This is a genomic window from Halomonas borealis (assembly GCF_004798905.1).
Lineage (GTDB): Bacteria > Pseudomonadota > Gammaproteobacteria > Pseudomonadales > Halomonadaceae > Halomonas > Halomonas borealis.
In genome coordinates, this window is the sequence record NZ_SDMO01000004.1 from 183,326 (window position 1) to 200,151 (window position 16,826).

Annotated in this window: 17 protein-coding genes; 6 read left to right on the top strand and 11 right to left on the bottom strand. The window is 67.2% G+C overall.

What is annotated here, in order from left to right; genetic code table 11:
* Nucleotides 1-16 precede the first annotated feature (16 nt).
* From ETC07_RS06350 to phhA, 3 genes are read right to left on the bottom strand one after another with little or no spacing between them, the layout of a single operon-like run.
* Nucleotides 17-1,207, bottom strand: a complete 1,191-nt coding sequence (locus ETC07_RS06350) for an amino acid aminotransferase (protein ID WP_136247661.1) — start codon at nucleotides 1,205-1,207, stop codon at nucleotides 17-19.
* On the bottom strand, nucleotides 1,208-1,546 hold the full coding sequence (locus ETC07_RS06355; RefSeq protein ID WP_136247662.1) for a 4a-hydroxytetrahydrobiopterin dehydratase: 339 nt from the start codon (nucleotides 1,544-1,546) through the stop codon (nucleotides 1,208-1,210).
* Between the two features lie 48 nt (nucleotides 1,547-1,594).
* Complete coding sequence (gene phhA, locus ETC07_RS06360; RefSeq protein ID WP_136247663.1) at nucleotides 1,595-2,425, bottom strand: phenylalanine 4-monooxygenase; 831 nt, start codon at nucleotides 2,423-2,425, stop codon at nucleotides 1,595-1,597.
* 289 nt (nucleotides 2,426-2,714) lie between these two features.
* Here phhA and ETC07_RS06365 point away from each other — a divergent pair, with 289 nt between their 5' ends.
* Nucleotides 2,715-4,277 carry a sigma-54-dependent transcriptional regulator gene (locus ETC07_RS06365; RefSeq protein WP_136247664.1) on the top strand — a complete coding sequence of 521 codons (1,563 nt, stop codon included), beginning with the start codon at nucleotides 2,715-2,717 and terminating at the stop codon, nucleotides 4,275-4,277.
* Nucleotides 4,278-4,323: 46 nt separating this feature from the next.
* On the opposite strand, the gene ETC07_RS06370 is transcribed toward ETC07_RS06365, so the two are convergent.
* The 4 genes from ETC07_RS06370 to cfa all read right to left on the bottom strand — a co-directional run bounded on the left by ETC07_RS06370 (nucleotide 4,324) and on the right by cfa (nucleotide 8,032).
* The gene (locus ETC07_RS06370) at nucleotides 4,324-6,321 is read right to left on the bottom strand and encodes a RecQ family ATP-dependent DNA helicase (RefSeq protein ID WP_136247665.1); all 1,998 of its coding nucleotides are present in this window, start codon (nucleotides 6,319-6,321) and stop codon (nucleotides 4,324-4,326) included.
* An 81-nt stretch (nucleotides 6,322-6,402) separates the two neighbouring features.
* A complete protein-coding gene (locus tag ETC07_RS06375; protein WP_136247666.1) occupies nucleotides 6,403-6,588 on the bottom strand; it encodes a class I SAM-dependent methyltransferase in 186 nt (61 codons plus the stop codon).
* A 53-nt stretch (nucleotides 6,589-6,641) separates the two neighbouring features.
* Nucleotides 6,642-6,827 carry a class I SAM-dependent methyltransferase gene (locus ETC07_RS06380; RefSeq protein ID WP_136247667.1) on the bottom strand — a complete coding sequence of 62 codons (186 nt, stop codon included), beginning with the start codon at nucleotides 6,825-6,827 and terminating at the stop codon, nucleotides 6,642-6,644.
* Nucleotides 6,828-6,880: 53 nt separating this feature from the next.
* On the bottom strand, nucleotides 6,881-8,032 hold the full coding sequence (gene cfa / locus ETC07_RS06385) for a cyclopropane fatty acyl phospholipid synthase (RefSeq protein ID WP_136247668.1): 1,152 nt from the start codon (nucleotides 8,030-8,032) through the stop codon (nucleotides 6,881-6,883).
* 168 nt (nucleotides 8,033-8,200) lie between these two features.
* Between cfa and ETC07_RS06390 the strand changes: the two genes are divergently transcribed.
* The 5 genes from ETC07_RS06390 to ETC07_RS06410 all read left to right on the top strand — a co-directional run bounded on the left by ETC07_RS06390 (nucleotide 8,201) and on the right by ETC07_RS06410 (nucleotide 12,997).
* Nucleotides 8,201-8,524: an MTH1187 family thiamine-binding protein gene (locus ETC07_RS06390; protein ID WP_136247669.1), complete on the top strand. Its 324-nt coding sequence runs from the start codon at nucleotides 8,201-8,203 to the stop codon at nucleotides 8,522-8,524.
* Nucleotides 8,525-8,746: 222 nt separating this feature from the next.
* On the top strand, nucleotides 8,747-9,847 hold the full coding sequence (hppD, locus tag ETC07_RS06395) for a 4-hydroxyphenylpyruvate dioxygenase (RefSeq protein ID WP_136247670.1): 1,101 nt from the start codon (nucleotides 8,747-8,749) through the stop codon (nucleotides 9,845-9,847).
* 174 nt (nucleotides 9,848-10,021) lie between these two features.
* Nucleotides 10,022-11,482: a sodium-dependent transporter gene (locus ETC07_RS06400; protein ID WP_136247671.1), complete on the top strand. Its 1,461-nt coding sequence runs from the start codon at nucleotides 10,022-10,024 to the stop codon at nucleotides 11,480-11,482.
* 180 nt (nucleotides 11,483-11,662) lie between these two features.
* Entirely contained in the window at nucleotides 11,663-12,538 is an 876-nt protein-coding gene (cobA, locus tag ETC07_RS06405; RefSeq protein WP_240724574.1) for a uroporphyrinogen-III C-methyltransferase, read from the top strand.
* 48 nt (nucleotides 12,539-12,586) lie between these two features.
* Nucleotides 12,587-12,997, top strand: coding sequence for a septal ring lytic transglycosylase RlpA family protein (locus tag ETC07_RS06410; RefSeq protein WP_136247672.1), 411 nt, complete (start codon nucleotides 12,587-12,589; stop codon nucleotides 12,995-12,997).
* A 35-nt stretch (nucleotides 12,998-13,032) separates the two neighbouring features.
* On the opposite strand, the gene ETC07_RS06415 is transcribed toward ETC07_RS06410, so the two are convergent.
* Genes ETC07_RS06415 through ETC07_RS06430 form a run of 4 tightly spaced genes read right to left on the bottom strand, consistent with a single transcriptional unit; the run spans nucleotide 13,033 to nucleotide 16,749 of the window.
* On the bottom strand, nucleotides 13,033-14,121 hold the full coding sequence (locus ETC07_RS06415; protein ID WP_240724575.1) for an ABC transporter substrate-binding protein: 1,089 nt from the start codon (nucleotides 14,119-14,121) through the stop codon (nucleotides 13,033-13,035).
* Entirely contained in the window at nucleotides 14,118-15,488 is a 1,371-nt protein-coding gene (locus tag ETC07_RS06420; RefSeq protein WP_136247673.1) for a sensor histidine kinase, read from the bottom strand. The genes ETC07_RS06415 and ETC07_RS06420 overlap by 4 nt, the downstream gene beginning before the upstream one ends.
* Complete coding sequence (locus ETC07_RS06425; RefSeq protein WP_136247674.1) at nucleotides 15,485-16,147, bottom strand: response regulator transcription factor; 663 nt, start codon at nucleotides 16,145-16,147, stop codon at nucleotides 15,485-15,487. Before ETC07_RS06425 ends, ETC07_RS06420 begins: the two co-directional genes overlap by 4 nt.
* Nucleotides 16,144-16,749 carry a helix-turn-helix domain-containing protein gene (locus ETC07_RS06430; protein WP_136247675.1) on the bottom strand — a complete coding sequence of 202 codons (606 nt, stop codon included), beginning with the start codon at nucleotides 16,747-16,749 and terminating at the stop codon, nucleotides 16,144-16,146. The genes ETC07_RS06425 and ETC07_RS06430 overlap by 4 nt, the downstream gene beginning before the upstream one ends.
* Nucleotides 16,750-16,826 lie beyond the last annotated feature (77 nt).

The following is a 16,826-nucleotide window of genomic DNA, read 5'->3' on the forward strand; positions in this document are numbered from 1 at the left end:
CGAACGCGGTTGCCGTTCAGTCGTTGACCGCGGCGATCGCCTTGGCCAGGTAGGGCAGGTTCTCGTGGGAGAATCCGGCCACGTTGGCACGCCCGGAGCGCACCATGTAGATGCTGAACTCGTCGCGCAGGCGATCCACCTGCTCGGGCGTCAGCCCGGTGTAGGAGAACATGCCACGCTGCTCGGCTACGTGGGCATACTTCTGGTCCAGGCCGTAGGGCTTCAAGGCCTCGACGAAGTCGCGCCGCAGGGTGTTGATGCGGTCGCGCATCTCGGTGAGTTCCTCGCGCCACAGGGCGGTCATCGCGTCGGAATGCAGGATCTCCGAGACGATGGCGCCACCATGGGCCGGCGGATTGGAGTAGTTCTCGCGGGCGACGATGGCCGCCTGGGAGCGCACGTCTTCCATCTGCTCGGCGTTCTTGGCCACCATGATCAAGCAACCGGTGCGCTCGCAGTAGATGCCGAAGTTCTTGGAGCAGGAGCTGGTGATGATCACCTCATCGAGGTTTTCGGCCAGCAGGCGCGGGGCGAAGGCATCCTCGTCCAGGCCTTCGCCGAAGCCCTGATAGGCGAAGTCGACCAGCGGCAGAAGACGGCGCTCGCGGACGACCTCGAGCACCTGCTTCCACTGCTCCCGGGACAGGTCGAAGCCGGTCGGGTTGTGGCAGCAGGCGTGCAGCAGCACCACGTCGCCCTCGGGAATCTGCTTCAGCGCACCCAGCATGCCGTCGAAGTCGAGGCGATTGTCGGCATCGACGTAGGGATACTTGTGCAGCGTGAGGCCGGCCGCCGGGAAGATGCCGAGGTGGTTCGGCCAGGTCGGGTCGCTGACCCAGATGTCCTTGCCGGGCAGCTGGGTGGCGATGAAGTCCGCCGCCAGGCGCAGCGCGCCGGTCCCACCGGGGGACTGGGTGGCACTGGCGCGTCCGGCCTCGAGCACCGGCGAGCCTTCGCCGAGCACCATCGGCAATACCACCTCGCCATAGGCCGGGGCGCCGTGAGAACCGATGTAGGTCTTGGTGCTCTCGTTGTTGAGCAGCAGGGTCTCGGCTTCCTTGACCGCGCGCATCACCGGGGTGTTGCCCTGAGCGTCGCGATAGACGCCGACACCGAGATCGACCTTCTGAGGGTTGCTGTCCTTCTTGAAGGCCTCGATGAGCCCGAGGATGGCATCCCCGGGAACCCGCTCAATCTGTTCGAACATTTACTTCGCTACCTCGTCGGTTCTGGCGGCTAGGATGAAATCGTTCTTGTGCAGGCCCTTCATCTCGTGGGACCACCAGGTCACGGTGACCTTGCCCCATTCGGTCAGCAGGGCGGGGTGATGACCCGCCTCTTCGGCGATCTCGCCGACCGCGTTGGTGAACGCCAGGGCCTGCCGGAAGTTGCGGAACGTGAAGACCCGCTCCAGTTGCATGATGCCATCGCGCTCGGCGATCCGCCACTCGGGGATATCGCGGCGATACTGCTCGAGCTCGCCGTCGGTGACGTGGGGGGCGTCCCAGCTGCAGGCCTCGCACTGCTGTTCGGAAAGTTCGCTCATGATGACTCCTCGTGGTGGTTGATGGTCGTGAGTGGTGCGTGAAGGGTGTCAGGCGCTGGTGGCTGCGGCCACTGCCGGCTTGGGCTTGGGTGGGAAGCGTGGCTCGAACAGGCCGAGCGTCATGGCCTCGTGGACCATGCCCATGATGTCGCGGCCGGCCAGGTCGTGCAGCGTCTCCAGGCCATCCAACACATAGTAGAGTGGCTGGAGGATGTCGATGCGATAGGGGGTGCGCAGCGCATCCATGGGATCGAAGGGCGCCTGCAACGGCTCATCCGACAGGGCGTGCAGGGTCTCCTTGGGCGAGGAGATGATGCCGCCGCCGTAGAGACGCCGGCCCGCGGGGGTATCGACCAAGCCGAACTCCACGGTCATCCAGTACAGCCGGGCCAGGTAGACGCGCTCCTTGGGCGTGGCCTCGAGCCCCAGGCGGCCGTAGGTGGCGGTGAACTCGGCGAACGCGGGGTTGGTGAGCATCGGGCAGTGACCGAATATCTCGTGGAAGATGTCCGGCTCCTGCAGGTAGTCCAGCTCCTCCGGGGTGCGGATGAAGGTGGCGACGGGGAAGCGCCGGTTGGCGAGCAGCTCGAAGAAGGTGTCGAAGGGGATCAAGGCCGGCACCTGGGCGGTTTCCCAGCCGGTGGTCTCGCGCAGCACGGCATCGATCTCGCCGAGCTGGGGGATGCGCTCGGTGGGTAGCGCCAGGCGCTCCATGCCGTCGAGGTACTCCTGGCAGACCCGGCCGGGCAATAGCTCGACCTGACGTTTCATCAGCGTGCGCCAGGTGGCATGTTCCTGCTCGCTCCAGGCGATATGACCGTCGGCATCCGGCATTCGGGCTTGATAGGCGGTCTTCTTGGGGGCGTTCTGTGTCTTCATGATGGCTCCCGTCGCGATGTTGGAATTGTGATGGCCTCAAGGGGATAACCGCAGTCTAGGTGGGGAGGCAGGTCGCCGGGGGCTTCCGCCACGGCAAGGGCGGTGGCCCCGGCACCGTCATTCGTAAAGGATTCATGACAGTCGGCGCCGCCGGCTGGGTCGATGCGGCGAAAGGTGGATGGCATCGGCCTCTCGCGGGCCGTATCGTCACGTTATCTTTACACGAGAGTCACGCCGAGCTGACGATCTTCTGTCGGAGGGGTGTCTTTCCCGTTGCCGCGAGTCCTTCATGCGCCTGAGATTCCATTGCCAGAACCGTATCGGCATCCTGCGCGATATCGTCGCCCACTTCGCCGACTATGGTCTCAACGTGGCCCATGGCGAGGTCGGTGGCGAGTACGGCAACGCCATCTACCTGCATGTGCCCCACCTGCTGAATGCCCAGCTGGCGACGCTCAGGCCCGAGCTCGAGCAAGTCCCCGGGGTGTTCGGCGTGCGCCGGGTCAGCCTGATGCCCAGCGAGCGGCGCCACCTCGAGCTCGATGCCTTGTTGTCGTCGCTCTCCGATCCGGTGATGTCGATCGACATGGAGGGCCATCTGGTGGCCGCCAACCGGGCCGCGGGACAGCTGTTGGGTGTGCGGGTTGATGAGGTGCCGGGGCTGTCGCTGGATCGTTATCTGCCCGATCTGGACCTGCCGGCGCTGATTCGTCGCAACAACGCCCGGGTCAACGGGCTGCGGGTCAAGCTGCGCGAGACGGTGTTCCTGGCCGATATCTCGCCGCTGCACCGCGAGCAGCAGTCCGACGTGGCCTCGCTGGCCGGTGCCGTGGTCACCCTGCACCGCGCCGACCGCATCGGCGAGCGCATCTATCAGGTACAGCGTCAGGAGCTGCGGGGCTTCGAGTCGTTGTTCCAGGCCAGTCCTCGGCTGGAGGCGCTGATCGGCGAGGCGCGACGCATGGCGCCGTTGGATGCGCCGCTACTGATTCAGGGCGAGACCGGTACCGGCAAGGAGCTGTTGGCGCGGGCCTGCCATCTGGCGAGCCCGCGTGGCCAGGCGCCGTTCATGGCGCTGAACTGTGCGGGGTTGCCCGAGTCGATGGCCGAGACCGAGCTGTTCGGTTATGCCCCGGGGGCCTTCGAGGGCGCCCGCCCCGAAGGCAAGCTGGGGCTATTGGAGCTGACCGCCGGGGGCACCATCTTCCTCGACGAGGTCGGCGAGACCAGCCCGCGCATGCAGGTCAAGCTGCTGCGCTTCCTGCAGGATGGCGGCTTCCGCCGGGTCGGCAGCGACGAGGAGACCTACCTGGACGTGCGGGTGATCTGCGCCACCCAGCAGGACTTGCCGGCCCTGTGCACCGAGGGGCGTTTCCGCCAGGACCTCTACCACCGCCTCAATGTGCTGACCCTCGCCGTACCACCGCTGCGTGATTGCCTGGATGGCATCGAGGCGCTGGCGGTGCACTTCATCGATCGCGCCGCGACCCAGATCGGCTGCCCGATGCCGCGCCTGTCGGCGAGCGCCGTGGCGCGGTTGTCCGCCTACCATTGGCCGGGCAATGTGCGCCAGTTGGAGAACGTGCTCTTCCAGGCGGTATCGCTGTGCGAGGGAGGCGTCATCGAGCCTGTCCACCTGCGCCTGCCGGAGGTGGGGCGCGCGCCGGGCCTCGCCGGTATCGACCTGGACGGCTCGCTGTCCGATATCCTGGCCGAGGTGGAGCGCCGGGTCCTGTCGAACCTGCATCCGCAGCATCCCTCTAGTCGCCAGCTGGCCAAGCGCCTCGGCGTCTCACACACCACCATCGCCAACAAGCTCAAGCGCCACGGGATCGGCTCGGAGGACTCGTGACTCATGGGGGACGGTACTGGCCCGTGCGGTGCCGGTAGCGGAAGCATTACCATCCGTTGGTTGCGGAGCGTTGGCCGTCGTGGAGTGCTCCGGTGTGGCCGGCGAGCCAGTCGCGCACTTCGCCGAAGGCATACGCCTCCAGGGCGGCGAAACCGTCGAGCCGGCGCGCCTTGTGGCGGGTCAGCCGTGGGGATGTCAGCCCGCACAGGAAGCGGGTCAGTAGCGTCGGCGTCGCCGCATCACCCTCGCCGGCGGAGGCCAGGCGCTCGCGCAGCGGCGCGGTCAGCGCGGCGGCATCCAGCGTGGCGAGTGGGGCCTGGGCGGGTGGGATGGGCAGCGAGGCGACCTGACCGCGACAGCCCGAGCAGTGGCCGCAGCGCTGCGGGGCCGCGTCGTCGCCGAACCAGTCCGCCAGCCGCCGGGTCAGGCAGCCTTCGCCCTCGAACAGCGCCAGCATGGCGTGTAGCCGCTCGATCTCGGCTCGCTCCTTCCCGACGAAGGCCTGGTGCAGCCGGCTGACCATGGCCTCGTCGACGGGGCGTAGCACCTCGTACACCTCGGTCATCTGCTTGCTTTCAAGCGTCATCAGGTCCTTGTCGGCGAGATAGTCCAAGGCGGTGATCACCCGCTGGCGCGAGGTGTCCAGGCCACGCGCGGCGCCGAGGCGCGACAGCGCCTCGAGGTCCAGGCGCTGCCAGGTGCGAGCCTTGGGCGAGGCCTCGAGGATCGCCTCGATGAAGGCGCGGCGCTCGCCTTGGAAGCGGGCGCTCAGCGTCTCCGCCGGCTCCTCCAGTCGGAAGCGATATTCGGCGAAGTAGCTGAAGCGCGGGCGGATCATGCCTTCGAGCTCGAGGTGAACCAGCAGGGTCTTCAGCGGCAGCGGGCGGACGTCGCTGTCTCGAGAGAGCGTATTGAGGGTGAAGGCCCAATCCTCGCCGGGAGCGGGCAGCGTCGATGTCACCTGGGCCACGGCGGCGCGCTCGGGGGTGTCGCCGTAGGTGAAGTTCTCCAGCACGCTGAGATGGTCGCGGCCGGCCAGCATCAGGCACTCGGCGGGGGCGCCGTCGCGGCCGGCACGGCCGATTTCCTGGCTGTAGTTTTCCACCGACTTGGGCAGGTCGAAGTGCACCACGCCGCGGATATCCGACTTGTCGATGCCCATGCCGAAGGCGATGGTGGCGACGATCACCGGCATGTGACCGGCCATGAAGTCGGCCTGCCGGGAGGCGCGGGTCTCGGCATCGAGGCCGGCGTGGTAGGCCGCGGCGGGCAGGCCGGCGGCCGCCAGGTAGGCGGCCAGGCGCTCGGCGGTCTGCTGCAGGGTGACATAGACCACGGTGGCGCCGGCGTGCGGGCCCTCGAGGCGCGGGCGTAGCCACTCGACCAGCCGCCGGGGGCGATCGTCGGCCGCTACCGGCGCCACCTGCAGGTCCAGGTTGGGGCGATAGAACCCCGTGGCGGTGACGTCACCGGCCTCGATGGCGAAGTGGCGACGCATGTCCTCGATCACTCGTGGGGTGGCGGTGGCGGTCAGCAGTAACACCTGGGGAATGCCGAGCGTGCGACGCGTCTCGGGCAGGGTCAGGTAGTCGGGGCGGAAGTTGTGCCCCCATTCGGAGATGCAGTGGGCCTCGTCCACCACCAGCAGCGAGAGCGGCACGCGACGAATGAAGGCGCGGAAGCGCTCGTTCTTGAGGCGTTCCACGGAAATCATCAGGATGCGGATCTCGCCCCGCGTCACGCCGTCCATCACGGCGCGGGCCTCGTCCTTGCTCTGGGAGGAGTCGAGGCTCGCGGCGGCGATGCCATGACGCTGCAGGAAGGCCAGCTGGTCCTGCATCAGCGCCAGCAGCGGCGAGACCACCAGCGTGAGATTCGGCAGGTGCAGGGCGGATAGCTGATAGCACAGCGACTTCCCCGAGCCGGTGGGGAAGATCGCGGCCGCCGAGCGCCCGGCGACCGTCGCCTCGATCACCGGACGCTGGCCGGGGCGGAACTCGGGGTAGCCGAAGACGCGGGCGAGGGTCTGGTCGATGGTAGGCATGGTGGCTCCGGGCGGCGTCGATAGGGCGATTAGAATACACGCCATGCCGGCCGAACTCGCCCCCCATGGTCGCGGCCGGCGTCAGCCAGGGGCGTCGTAGCGGCCCGCGCTTCCCTTCGAGAACACCACCTGCCAGAGCGGGAGATTGCGGGCGCGGAAGGCGCCGGCACAGACCGCGAGATAATAGCGGAACATGCGTCGGGTGCGTTCGTTGTAGCGGGAGGCGATCTCGTCCCAGTGGCGATCGACGTTCTCGAGCCAGGCCATCAACGTGTGATCGTCGTCGGCGCCGGTGGCCCATGTCGGCGCCAGTCTTCCGGTCAGCGAGGGGCGTCGTAGCGGCCCGCGCTTCCCTTCGAGAAGACCACCTGCCAGAGCTGGAGATTGCGCGCGCGGAAGGCGCCGGCACAGACCGCGAGATAATAGTGGAACATGCGTCGGGTGCGTTCGTTGTAGCGGGAGGCGATCTCGTCCCGGTGGCGATCGACGTTCTCGAGCCAGGCCATCAGCGTGTGATCGTCGTCGGTGCCGGTGGCCCATGTCGGCGCCAGTCTTCCGGTCAGCGAGGGGCGTCGTAGCGGCCCGCGCTTCCCTTCGAGAATACCACCTGCCAGAGCTGGAGATTGCGGGCGCGGAAGGCGCCGGCACAGGCCGCGAGATAATAGCGGAACATGCGTCGGGTGCGTTCGTTGTAGCGGGAGGCGATCTCGTCCCAGTGGCGATCGAAGTTCTCGAGCCAGGCCATCAACGTGTGATCGTAGTCGGCGCCGAAGTTCTGCCAGTCTTCCATCAGCAGGTGGTCCTCGCTGGCACTGGCGATATGCTTGGCGGAGGGCAGCACGCCGTTGGGGAAGATATAGCGGTTGATCCAGGGGTCGGCGCTGACGTGCGAGGTGTTGGAGCCGATGGTGTGCAGGACGAACAGGCCGTCCGCGGGCAGCAGGCGCTGCACGGTCTCGAAATAGGTGGCGTAATTGCGATGGCCGACATGCTCGAACATGCCGATGGAGACGATGCGCTCGAACTGTCCCTCGAGCTCGCGATAGTCCTCGAGCAGGATCTCGACCGGCAGGCCTTCGCAGCGGCGGCGGGCCAGCTCGGCCTGCTCCCGGGAGATGGTGATGCCGGTGACCTCGACGCCGTGATGCCGGGCGGCATGTTCGGCGAAGCTGCCCCAGCCGCAGCCGATATCGAGGACCCGCATGCCGGGCTCGAGCGCGAGCTTGCGGCAGGCCAGCTCAAGCTTGGCACGTTGGGCGTCTTGCAGCGTCGCGGCGTCCTTCCAGTAGCCGCAGGAATAACACATGGTCTCGTCGAGCATGCGCTCGAACAGGTCGTTGCCGAAATCGTAGTGGGCCTCGCCGACGATGTGGGCCCGGGTCCGGCTCTGGAGGTTGAAGAAGCCGGCCTGCAGGCGATACATCAGTCGTTCCGGCTTGGACTGGGCGTGTTCGCCGAGGCCATGGCACAACAGCCGATGCGCCAGGACATCGATGCGATCGCACTCCCACCAGCCATCCATGTAGGCTTCGCCCAGCCCCAGGGTGCCCTGATGCAGCACGCGCGAGAAGAAGTCGGGGTGATAGACCCGGATGTCCGCAGGGGCCGAGCCGTTGAGGGCGATGCCTGAGCCGTCGAGCAGTTTCTCGAAGACGCGACGGGCCCGGGTGTCGGGGAGGGTGATGGGGCCGAGACGAGGGTCGCTGGTCATGAATCCTCCTGATCCTTCAGATACGGGGGTAACCGCAACAGCGAAGCGAGCAATGGCGTGATTCCCGGTCTCTTGCTACACGTTTTTAGCATAGACCAGGCTCAATAGTTCTTGGCAATCACCTCGTTAGAGTTTTTGCCATCATTCAATGCCGAAGAGGGTGAAGAAATGGATGTAATCGTGGATCTGTGCGTGGTGCCGATGGGTGTCGGTGTCTCCGTCTCGCCGCAGGTCGCGGCCTGCCAGAGGGTCATCGAGGCCTCCGGGCTCGAGTACCGCATGCATGCCTATGGCACCAACATCGAAGGCCCTTGGGACGAGGTCATGGCGGTCGTCAAGCGCTGCCACGAGACGGTGCATGAGATGGGAGCGCCGCGCATCACCTCGACGCTCAAGCTGGGCACGCGGATCGACCGTGAACAGCATATGAACGACAAGGTGGCGAGCGTGGAGTCGTTGTTGGGGGAGTCATCGTCATCGGGGATGTCATGAATTCGTTACGGGTTGTCAGGATAATTTGCCGATCCGGAAACGTCATGCAGGGCGTAGCGGAGCATGTAACACGATCTTGACGGGGGCGCATGACGTGGTGGGGGAAGACGGCGTGGCCGGGGGTGTCATGGGCATACCGGAGGAGGCGTGGGGCCACTAGTCTGGGAAGCAACCGCGGGCCGAGCGCCCCGATGACAACCACAAACGATCTGGAGAACCACCATGAATGCCCCCGCCCAGACGAGTCCGCTCGAGACCGCTAACCCTATCGGCACCGATGGCTTCGAGTTCGTCGAGTACACCGCCCCGACCGCCGAGGGCATCGAGGCGTTGCGCCAGCTGTTTCTGCAGCTGGGCTTCACCGAGACCCGCAAGCACCGTTCCAAGAACGTTTTCCTGTTCCAACAGGAAGGCATCAACTTCGTGCTCAACGCCGAGCCGAATAGCCAGGCCGCCGAGTTCGCCCAGGTCCATGGGCCGTCGGCCTGCGCCATGGCCTGGAAGGTCGCCGATGCCAAGCAAGCCTTCGAACGTGCCGTGTCCTGCGGCGCCGCGCCGGTGGAGATCCCGGTGGGTGAAGGCGAGGTCGGCATCCCGGCCGTCGAGGGGATCGGTGGCTCGCTGCTCTACTTCGTCGACCCTCGACTCGATAGTGAAGGTCGCAGCATCTACGACATCGATTTCGTGCCGATCGAGGGTCGCACGGCTCGGGACCACAGTGTCGGTCTGCAGGTGCTCGATCACCTGACCCACAACGTCGACCGCGGTCAGATGGATGTGTGGGCCGGGTTCTATACGCAACTGGCCAACTTCCGCGAGATTCGTTACTTCGACATCGCCGGCAAGAAGACCGGGCTGTTCTCCCGGGCGATGACCGCGCCCTGCGGCAAGATGCACATCCCGATCAACGAATCCGCCGACGACAATTCCCAGATCGCCGAATTCCTGCGCGAGTACGGCGGCGAGGGCATCCAGCACCTGGCCATGGCCACCGATGATATCTATGCCACGGTGCGCGCCCTCAAGGCCAACGGCATCCAGTTCTTGACCACCCCGGAGATTTACTACGAGAAGGTCGACGCGCGGGTTCCCAACCACGAGGAGAAGCTCGACGAGCTGCGTGAGCTGAACCTGCTGGTTGATGGTGCTCCCGGGCAGGGCGTGTTGCTGCAGATCTTCACCGAGACGGTGATCGGGCCGATCTTCTTCGAGATCATCCAGCGCAAGGGCAACGATGGCTTCGGCGAAGGCAACTTCAAGGCGCTGTTCGAATCCATCGAGGAAGACCAGATTCGCCGCGGCGTACTTCAGTCCGACGACTGATGCGTCGTACCGGAACGGTCGCCTCGACCGGGTCCGAGGGGCAGGGTGTCGAGCGCCAGAACAACACACCGATTCCCTGCCCATTCACGATAAAATCCGTCACAATGTGCCGCCTTGCGGTGGTCGCATGCTGCGTGGCGGCGACAACAACAGTTCCGTGATCCTTGGTGTGACATGACAAACGATGCACAACCCCGTACTCAGTGGCTAGGCCGCTGGGGCTTCGTCCTGGCGGCGACCGGTTCCGCGGTCGGCCTGGGCAACGTCTGGAAGTTCCCCTACATGACCGGCGAATACGGCGGCGGCGCCTTCGTGCTGGTCTATCTGGCCTGCATCCTGGCCCTCGGCGTTCCGGTGATGATGACCGAAATCGCCCTGGGTCGCCGTGGCCGGGGTAGCCCCATCGACGCCATCCGCCGCGTGACCGCCGAGTCCGGCGGTCGCTCGCCGTGGTCGCTGCTGGGCTGGATGGCCATGGCCTGCGGCTTCATGATCCTGTGCTTCTATGTGGTAGTGGCCGGCTGGTCGTTCTCCTACCTGTGGAAGATGCTGAGCGGCGGCCTGGCCGGCACCAGCGTCGATGACATGGCGGCGATCTTCGGCGCCAACAATGCCAACCCGTTCAACCTCGGTTTCTGGAGCACCCTGGTGACGATCATCACCATGCTGATCGTCGGCAAGGGCGTCCAGGCGGGCATCGAGAAGAGCGTGAGCTGGATGATGCCGGGCATGGTCCTCATGCTGTTGATCATGATCGTCTACGGGGCCTTCTCCGGTGGCTTCGGCGACGCGCTGCACTTCCTGTTCGCCTTCAATGCGGGCAGCCTCTCCAGCGAGGGCATGCTGGCGGCCATGGGGCATGCCTTCTTCACCCTGTCGCTGGCCTCTGGGGCGATCTTGACCTACGGCAGTTACCTGCCGCGCGATGCTTCCATCGGTCGTACCACCCTGACCGTGGCCGTGGCCGACACCCTGGTCGCGCTGATGGCGGGGCTGGCCATCTTCCCGGTGATCTTCGCCAATGGCATGGAGCCGGGCAGTGGCCCGGGGCTGATCTTCATGAGCCTGCCGCTGGCCTTCCAGGCCATGCCCCTGGGTACCCTGTTCGGTATCCTGTTCTTCGTGATGCTGTCCATGGCCGCGCTCACCTCGTCGATCTCGATGGTCGAGGCCACGGTCTCCTGGCTCACCGATAACAAGGGCATCTCACGTCGCACGGCGGCCTGGGGCACCGGCATCGTGCTGTGGATCATCAGCACCCTGGCCATGCTGTCCTTCAATGTCGGTGCCGATTGGACGCTGGCCGGCAAGCACTTCTTCGACTGGTTGGATTACCTGACCTCGCGCTGGATGATGCCGCTCGGCGGGCTGGGCGTCGTGTTGTTGGCCGGCTTCGTGCTCAACAGCGAGGTTATGCGCGAAGAGCTCGGCCTGTCGCCGGTGATGCATGCGCTGTGGCTATTCATGGTGCGCTACGTCAGCCCGCTGGGCATCGTGGTCATCTTCCTCGATGCGCTGGGCATCGCCACCCTCGAGTTCGCGGTTCAGTGGCCCTGGCTGCTGCTGGCGCTGGCGGTGATCACGCTGATCGGTGAGATCACAAGCCCGCGGCTGAAGCGGACGCTGTGCGCCTGATGACGTCAGCGCCCCGTTAACACGCGGCCCCCGCCAATGGCGGGGGCCGCGTCGTTTGGGAGAGGGCGCGGCCCATACGGCGGATCGGTTATATCCTTACGCAGAGGTGAGAGTGGCATTCGGCCGGCAATTTAATTACTTTAGGGTATATAAAATATTTTCAGATAGAGATATTGGAATATGTGCGCCGCGATCTTCTCGCCCGATGCTCCGCTTCTCCGGCTTCCTGATGCGACATCCGAGCTGGTGGCGGGGCGGGTCAGCCTGGTCGGCGCCGGTCCCGGCGACCCGGAACTATTGACCGTCAAGGCGCTACGCCGCCTGCAGGCCGCCGATGTGATCCTCCACGACCGGCTAGTCAGCAAGGAGATCCTGGCGCTCGCCGCCCCTCAGGCGGCGTGTCTCTATGTCGGCAAGGCGCGCTCCGATCACAGCGTGCCTCAGGAGGGCATCAACCAGGCGCTGATCGACTGGGCGAGGGCGGGCAAGCGCGTCGTCCGCCTGAAGGGGGGCGATCCCTTCATCTTCGGACGCGGCGGCGAGGAGCTGGAGAGCCTGGTCGCCGACGGGGTCGAGGTCGAGGTGGTGCCAGGTATCACCGCGGCCTCGGGCTGTGCGGCCTATGCCGGGATACCGCTGACCCACCGTGACCACGCGCAGTCGGTGCGCTTCATCACCGGCCACCTGCGCAATGGCAGCTGCGACCTGGACTGGCCGGCGCTGGCGAGCCCCGGCCAGACTCTGGTGTTCTACATGGGGCTCGGTAGCCTCGAGATCATCGGCGAGCGCCTGCGCGCCCATGGCCTGGCGGGTGAGACGCCGCTGGCGCTGATCGAGCAGGGCACCACGGCGCGTCAGCGGGTGCACGTGGCGCGTCTGGACGATTTGCCGTCGGCCGAAGAGTTGGCTAACATCCGCCCCCCGACCCTCATCATCGTGGGTACGGTGGTAGCATTGCATCAGACGCTGGCCTGGTTCGACAGCGAACGAGCCGCCAGCCTGGGTTGGTTGCAGGGAAAGCACCCGACACCGTCCGATACGTCTGACGGCGCCTGATCGCGGGAGGTCGACCGGCGTGCATGTCGTTGTGAGGAATAGGTACAGATGAGAATACTCGGCAAGGCGGGCGGTCTCCGCTCTACAGGCGGTCGCTACCTGTTGACGATCGGCCTGGCGATCTGTGTGTTGTCCGGCGCCGGCCCGGCCCTGGCCCACGGCGAGGCGCCGCTCCAGCAGGGTGTCGCCTCCTTCTACGGTGATCGCTTTCAGGGTCGCACCACCGCCAGCGGCGACGCCTTCGATCAGCGCGAGCTCACCGCGGCCCATCGCACCCTGCCGTTCGGTACCAAGGTGCTGGTGACTCGGCCCGACAACGGGCGCGAGGTCGAGGTGATGATCAACGATCGCGGCCCCTATGTCTCCGGCCGGGTGATCGATCTCTCCAAGAGCGCCGCTCGCGCGCTCGGCATGCTCAGGCGCGGCACCGCGCCCGTCCAGCTCAGCCTGACCGACTGAGCGCTATCCCTCACGCCAGACGCCGCGTCACTCCCTCAGGGTGATGTGGCGTCGGTGCGTGTGAATTCCCGCTTCCAGCGCTCGAGCAGCGCCTGACGCTTGAGTTCGTCGAGGGTCGCCAGTAGCCCCGGCCCCAGTGACACCGGCCGCAGCGCCTCGCCATGGCTTTCTCGCAACGCGTGCGCCGTGCCTGGCCCGCCAAGCGACGGGTGCACGGCGCCGAGCGGCGTGGCTTCGGCGATCACTCGCTGGCCGGCGTCGCCGAGCAGGAAGTTCATGAAGCGTCGCGCGTTTTCCGGATGCGGTGCTTGGCGGGGTATCAGGGCCAGGCGTTGGGTGATCAGCGCATAGTCGTCGGGCACCACCACCTCCAGCGCCGGGTCGGCGTCGGCGACCGCCCGAGCATAGCTGCCCAGCAGGTTGTAACCCAGCCAATAGCGACCGTCCTTCAGGCCTGCCAGCATCTCACCGGTGGTGGCGGCCAGTGCCGTCTGGGTCGCCCCGAAGGCGGTCACCAGGTCCCAGTAGCGCGGTGTCAGCCGGGATTCCTGGATGGCATAGGCATAGCCGGCCCCGCTGCGCTCGGGGTCATAGGTCACCACCCGGCCGTGCAGCGCCTCGCCATGGCCTTCCAGCAACTCGAGCAGCTCGGCGTGGCTTTCCGGGCGTCCGAAGCGGTCGATCAACTCGCGGCGCACCACCATGACGATCGGTTCGAAGGTGAAGGCGAACAGCTCGTGGCGCCAGCGTGCCCAGGCCGGCCAGGCCATGGCCTGGGGAGACGACAGCGGGCGCGCGTGGCCGCCGTTGGCCAGCCAGTATTGCCAGGGCATGGCCGAGGAGATCAGCACATCGACCTCGTCCGGGGTCTCCAGGAAGCGCCGGTGCAGGCCGAGGGTATCCAGGTTGCGATAGGTCAGGCCGATGCTCGGATGCTCGGCATGGAAGGCCTCGAGCAGCGGGCGGGCGTAGGACGGGTCGAGGGCGCCGTGGACCACCAGCGTGTCGGTAGCCCCGTCGACGGGACCGGTGGCGGGGAAGTGGAGTCGCTCTGCGGCCTGGGTGGCCGATGCGGTAGCCAGCCACAGCAGGGCGATCAGCATGATGCCGGGACGTCGCCTCATGGGGTCTCCTCGGGAAAATGCAGGCCGACCCTGAGGCCATGGCCGTCGCTGCCAGCGTCGAGTCGCAGGCGGGCGCCGTGGGCACGGGCGATGCCGTCGACGATGGCCAGCCCAAGCCCAGAGCCGTCGGGGTCGTCGCTGCCGCGATGAAAGGGGCGCAGCATCAGTAGCCGCCGGTCGGCGGGGATGCCGGGCCCGTCGTCTTCGACTTCGAGGACGGGGGGCGCCGCGCGGGCTCGCACGGTGATGTGCGTCGCCCCGTAACGACGAGCGTTGTCGATCAGGTTGGCCAGTGCCTCTTCGAGCTGCCAGTCGAGCCCGTCCACCGTTACCGGTGTCGCCGGCGCTTCCAGCCCCAGGTCGATGCCGGCGCGATGGCAGGCATTCCAGTGGCCGCGTACCGCGCGGCTGGCCACTGCCTCGAGCGAGAGCGGGACCAGCTCGGGGCGATACTCGGGGTTGTCGAGGCGGGTCAGCGACAACAACTGCACGGCGAGATGCGAGGTGCGCGTGCTGGTGGCGTGGATCGCGGCCAGGGCCTCTCGCCAGCGCGGCGGGTCGGTCTGTCGCAGGGCCAGCTCGGCACGCGCCGAGAGTCCGGCGAGGGGGGTGCGAAGCTGGTGAGAGGCGTCGCCGATGAAGCGTTCCTGATTGGTCTTGACGCGTCGCATGCGCGCCAGCAGTTCGTTGAGTGTCTCACGCAGTTCGGCGAGCTCTCGCGGCAGCGCCAGGTCCAGCGGGGCCAGGGTGCGGGGGTCGCGGGCGCGGATGGCTTGGCGCAATCGGCTCAGCGGGGTCAGGGCGCCGCGAATGGCCAGCAGCACCACGGCGACCGCCAGTCCCGCCATGCCCAGGATGTAAGCCAGGTTGGCGCGTAGCAGCTCGTGGGCTAGGCGCTGACGGCCCTCCCGGGTGTGGGCGACGCGTACCTCGAAGCCTGCGCGCTGGCGCCAGTCCGCGAGGCGGGAATGACGAATGCCCTGGCGCAGCTCGAGGCCCTGCCAGATCAGGTCGCGATAGCGTAGCGTCGGGACCTCGCCGGCGTCGGCGGGCGGGCCGGGCAGCTCGGCATTGCCGGTGACGAACTGCCCCTGGGCGTCGTAGAGGGCGTAGAAGACGCGCTCCTCGGCGTCGGTGGCGAGCATCTCGAGGGCCGCCGGCGGCAGGTCGAGCCACAGGCGTTCGTCCTGCCACTGGACCTGCTCGGCGATGGCCAGGGTGGCCGCCTCGAGCAGGCGGTCGAAGGCCCGGTCGGCGGTATGGCGTGCCTCGATCCAGGCCTGCACGACCATCAGCGCGCCCAATGCCATCAGCGGCAGCAGCAGCCAGGTCAGCAGGCGACGGTAGAGGCTGTCGCGCCGGATCACGTGGCCTCCAGCAGATACCCCAGCCCGCGCACGGTACGCAGGGCGATGGCGCCGCCGGCCAGGCGCTTGCGCAGGCGATGGATGTAGACCTCGATGGCGTTGTCGCCCATGGGTTCGCCCTGGAAGGCCTCCTCGACGAGGCGCGCCTTGTCGACCGGCTCGCCGCCATGCCGCATCAGACAGGCCAGTAACCGTTGCTCCCGCGGGGGCAGCGGCAGCGCCGCGCCGTCGAGGGTAAAGCGCTGGGCCGTGGCATCGAAGTTCAGCGGGCCGACCTGGAGCGCCTGGCCGCGTTCGCGGCGTCGCAGCAGGGCGCGCACCCGGGCCTCGAGCTCGTCCAGGGCGAAGGGCTTGGCCAGGTAGTCGTCGGCGCCGAGATCGAGCCCGCGGACCCGATCCTCCACCGCGCCGCGGGCGGTGAGGATCAGCACCGGGGTGTCGGCGTCGTGGCGGCGCAGCGTCTCGAGCACGTCGAGCCCGCCGCAACCGGGTAGGTTGAGGTCCAGCAGCACCAGCTCGAGGCCATGCTCCGCGCCATCGAGCCGGGCCCGGGCCGCCTCGCCATCGGCCAGGTGCTCGACGGTGTGATGCTCGAGCGCCAGGGCATCCACCAGGGTTTCCGCCAGCAGGCGGTCGTCTTCTACCAGCAGCAGCGTCATGGGCATGCCTCCTCGCCTGATGGAGGGTCACCAAGCGCCGCTTGGGCCGCCTCCAGGGCTCGCCGGGCGGCGGCGTCGGACAGGCGGCCGGCGGGGCCGGACAGCGATAGCCACAGCGCGGGGGCGGGGTCGCCGCCCAGCGCGACGCACGTCATGTGGCCGCCAGGGAGGGCGAGACGCGGGTCGTCGTCGCCGGCCAGCGGCCAGTGGCTCCCCGGGCGCAGGTCATGACGCAGGCCGGTCTCGGGGAGGGCGACCAGCCGGCATTCCACCTGGTCGGCGTGACCCGCCAGCAGGGCGGCGGTCTCGCCGGTCTCGGCGGCCAGCCGGTCGAGCCATGGCTGGACCCGGGTCGCCAGGTGCTGCGACGGGGCGTGTCGACGGGCGAGGCGTACCGGGCTTCCGCCCAGCCGCCAGCGTCCGTCGTCACCCCGCTGGGCGTAGTCGAAGCGGGAAAGCGAGCCGAGCAGGCGCAGCAGGGTGCTCTTGTAGAAGCCGGTGGCCTCGGCCAGTTCGGCCAGGCTGAAGGCGTCGTGGGGAGAGTCGAAGACCTCGAGCACGGTCAGCGCGCGTTCCACGGCCTCGACGCGGTCCTGGGCCATGTCGTGTTGCCTCGTTGATGGTCGCGTTTCAAGAGACGGTGTCGGACCTGCAACTTTGGTCGCGATTCGCCGCATGG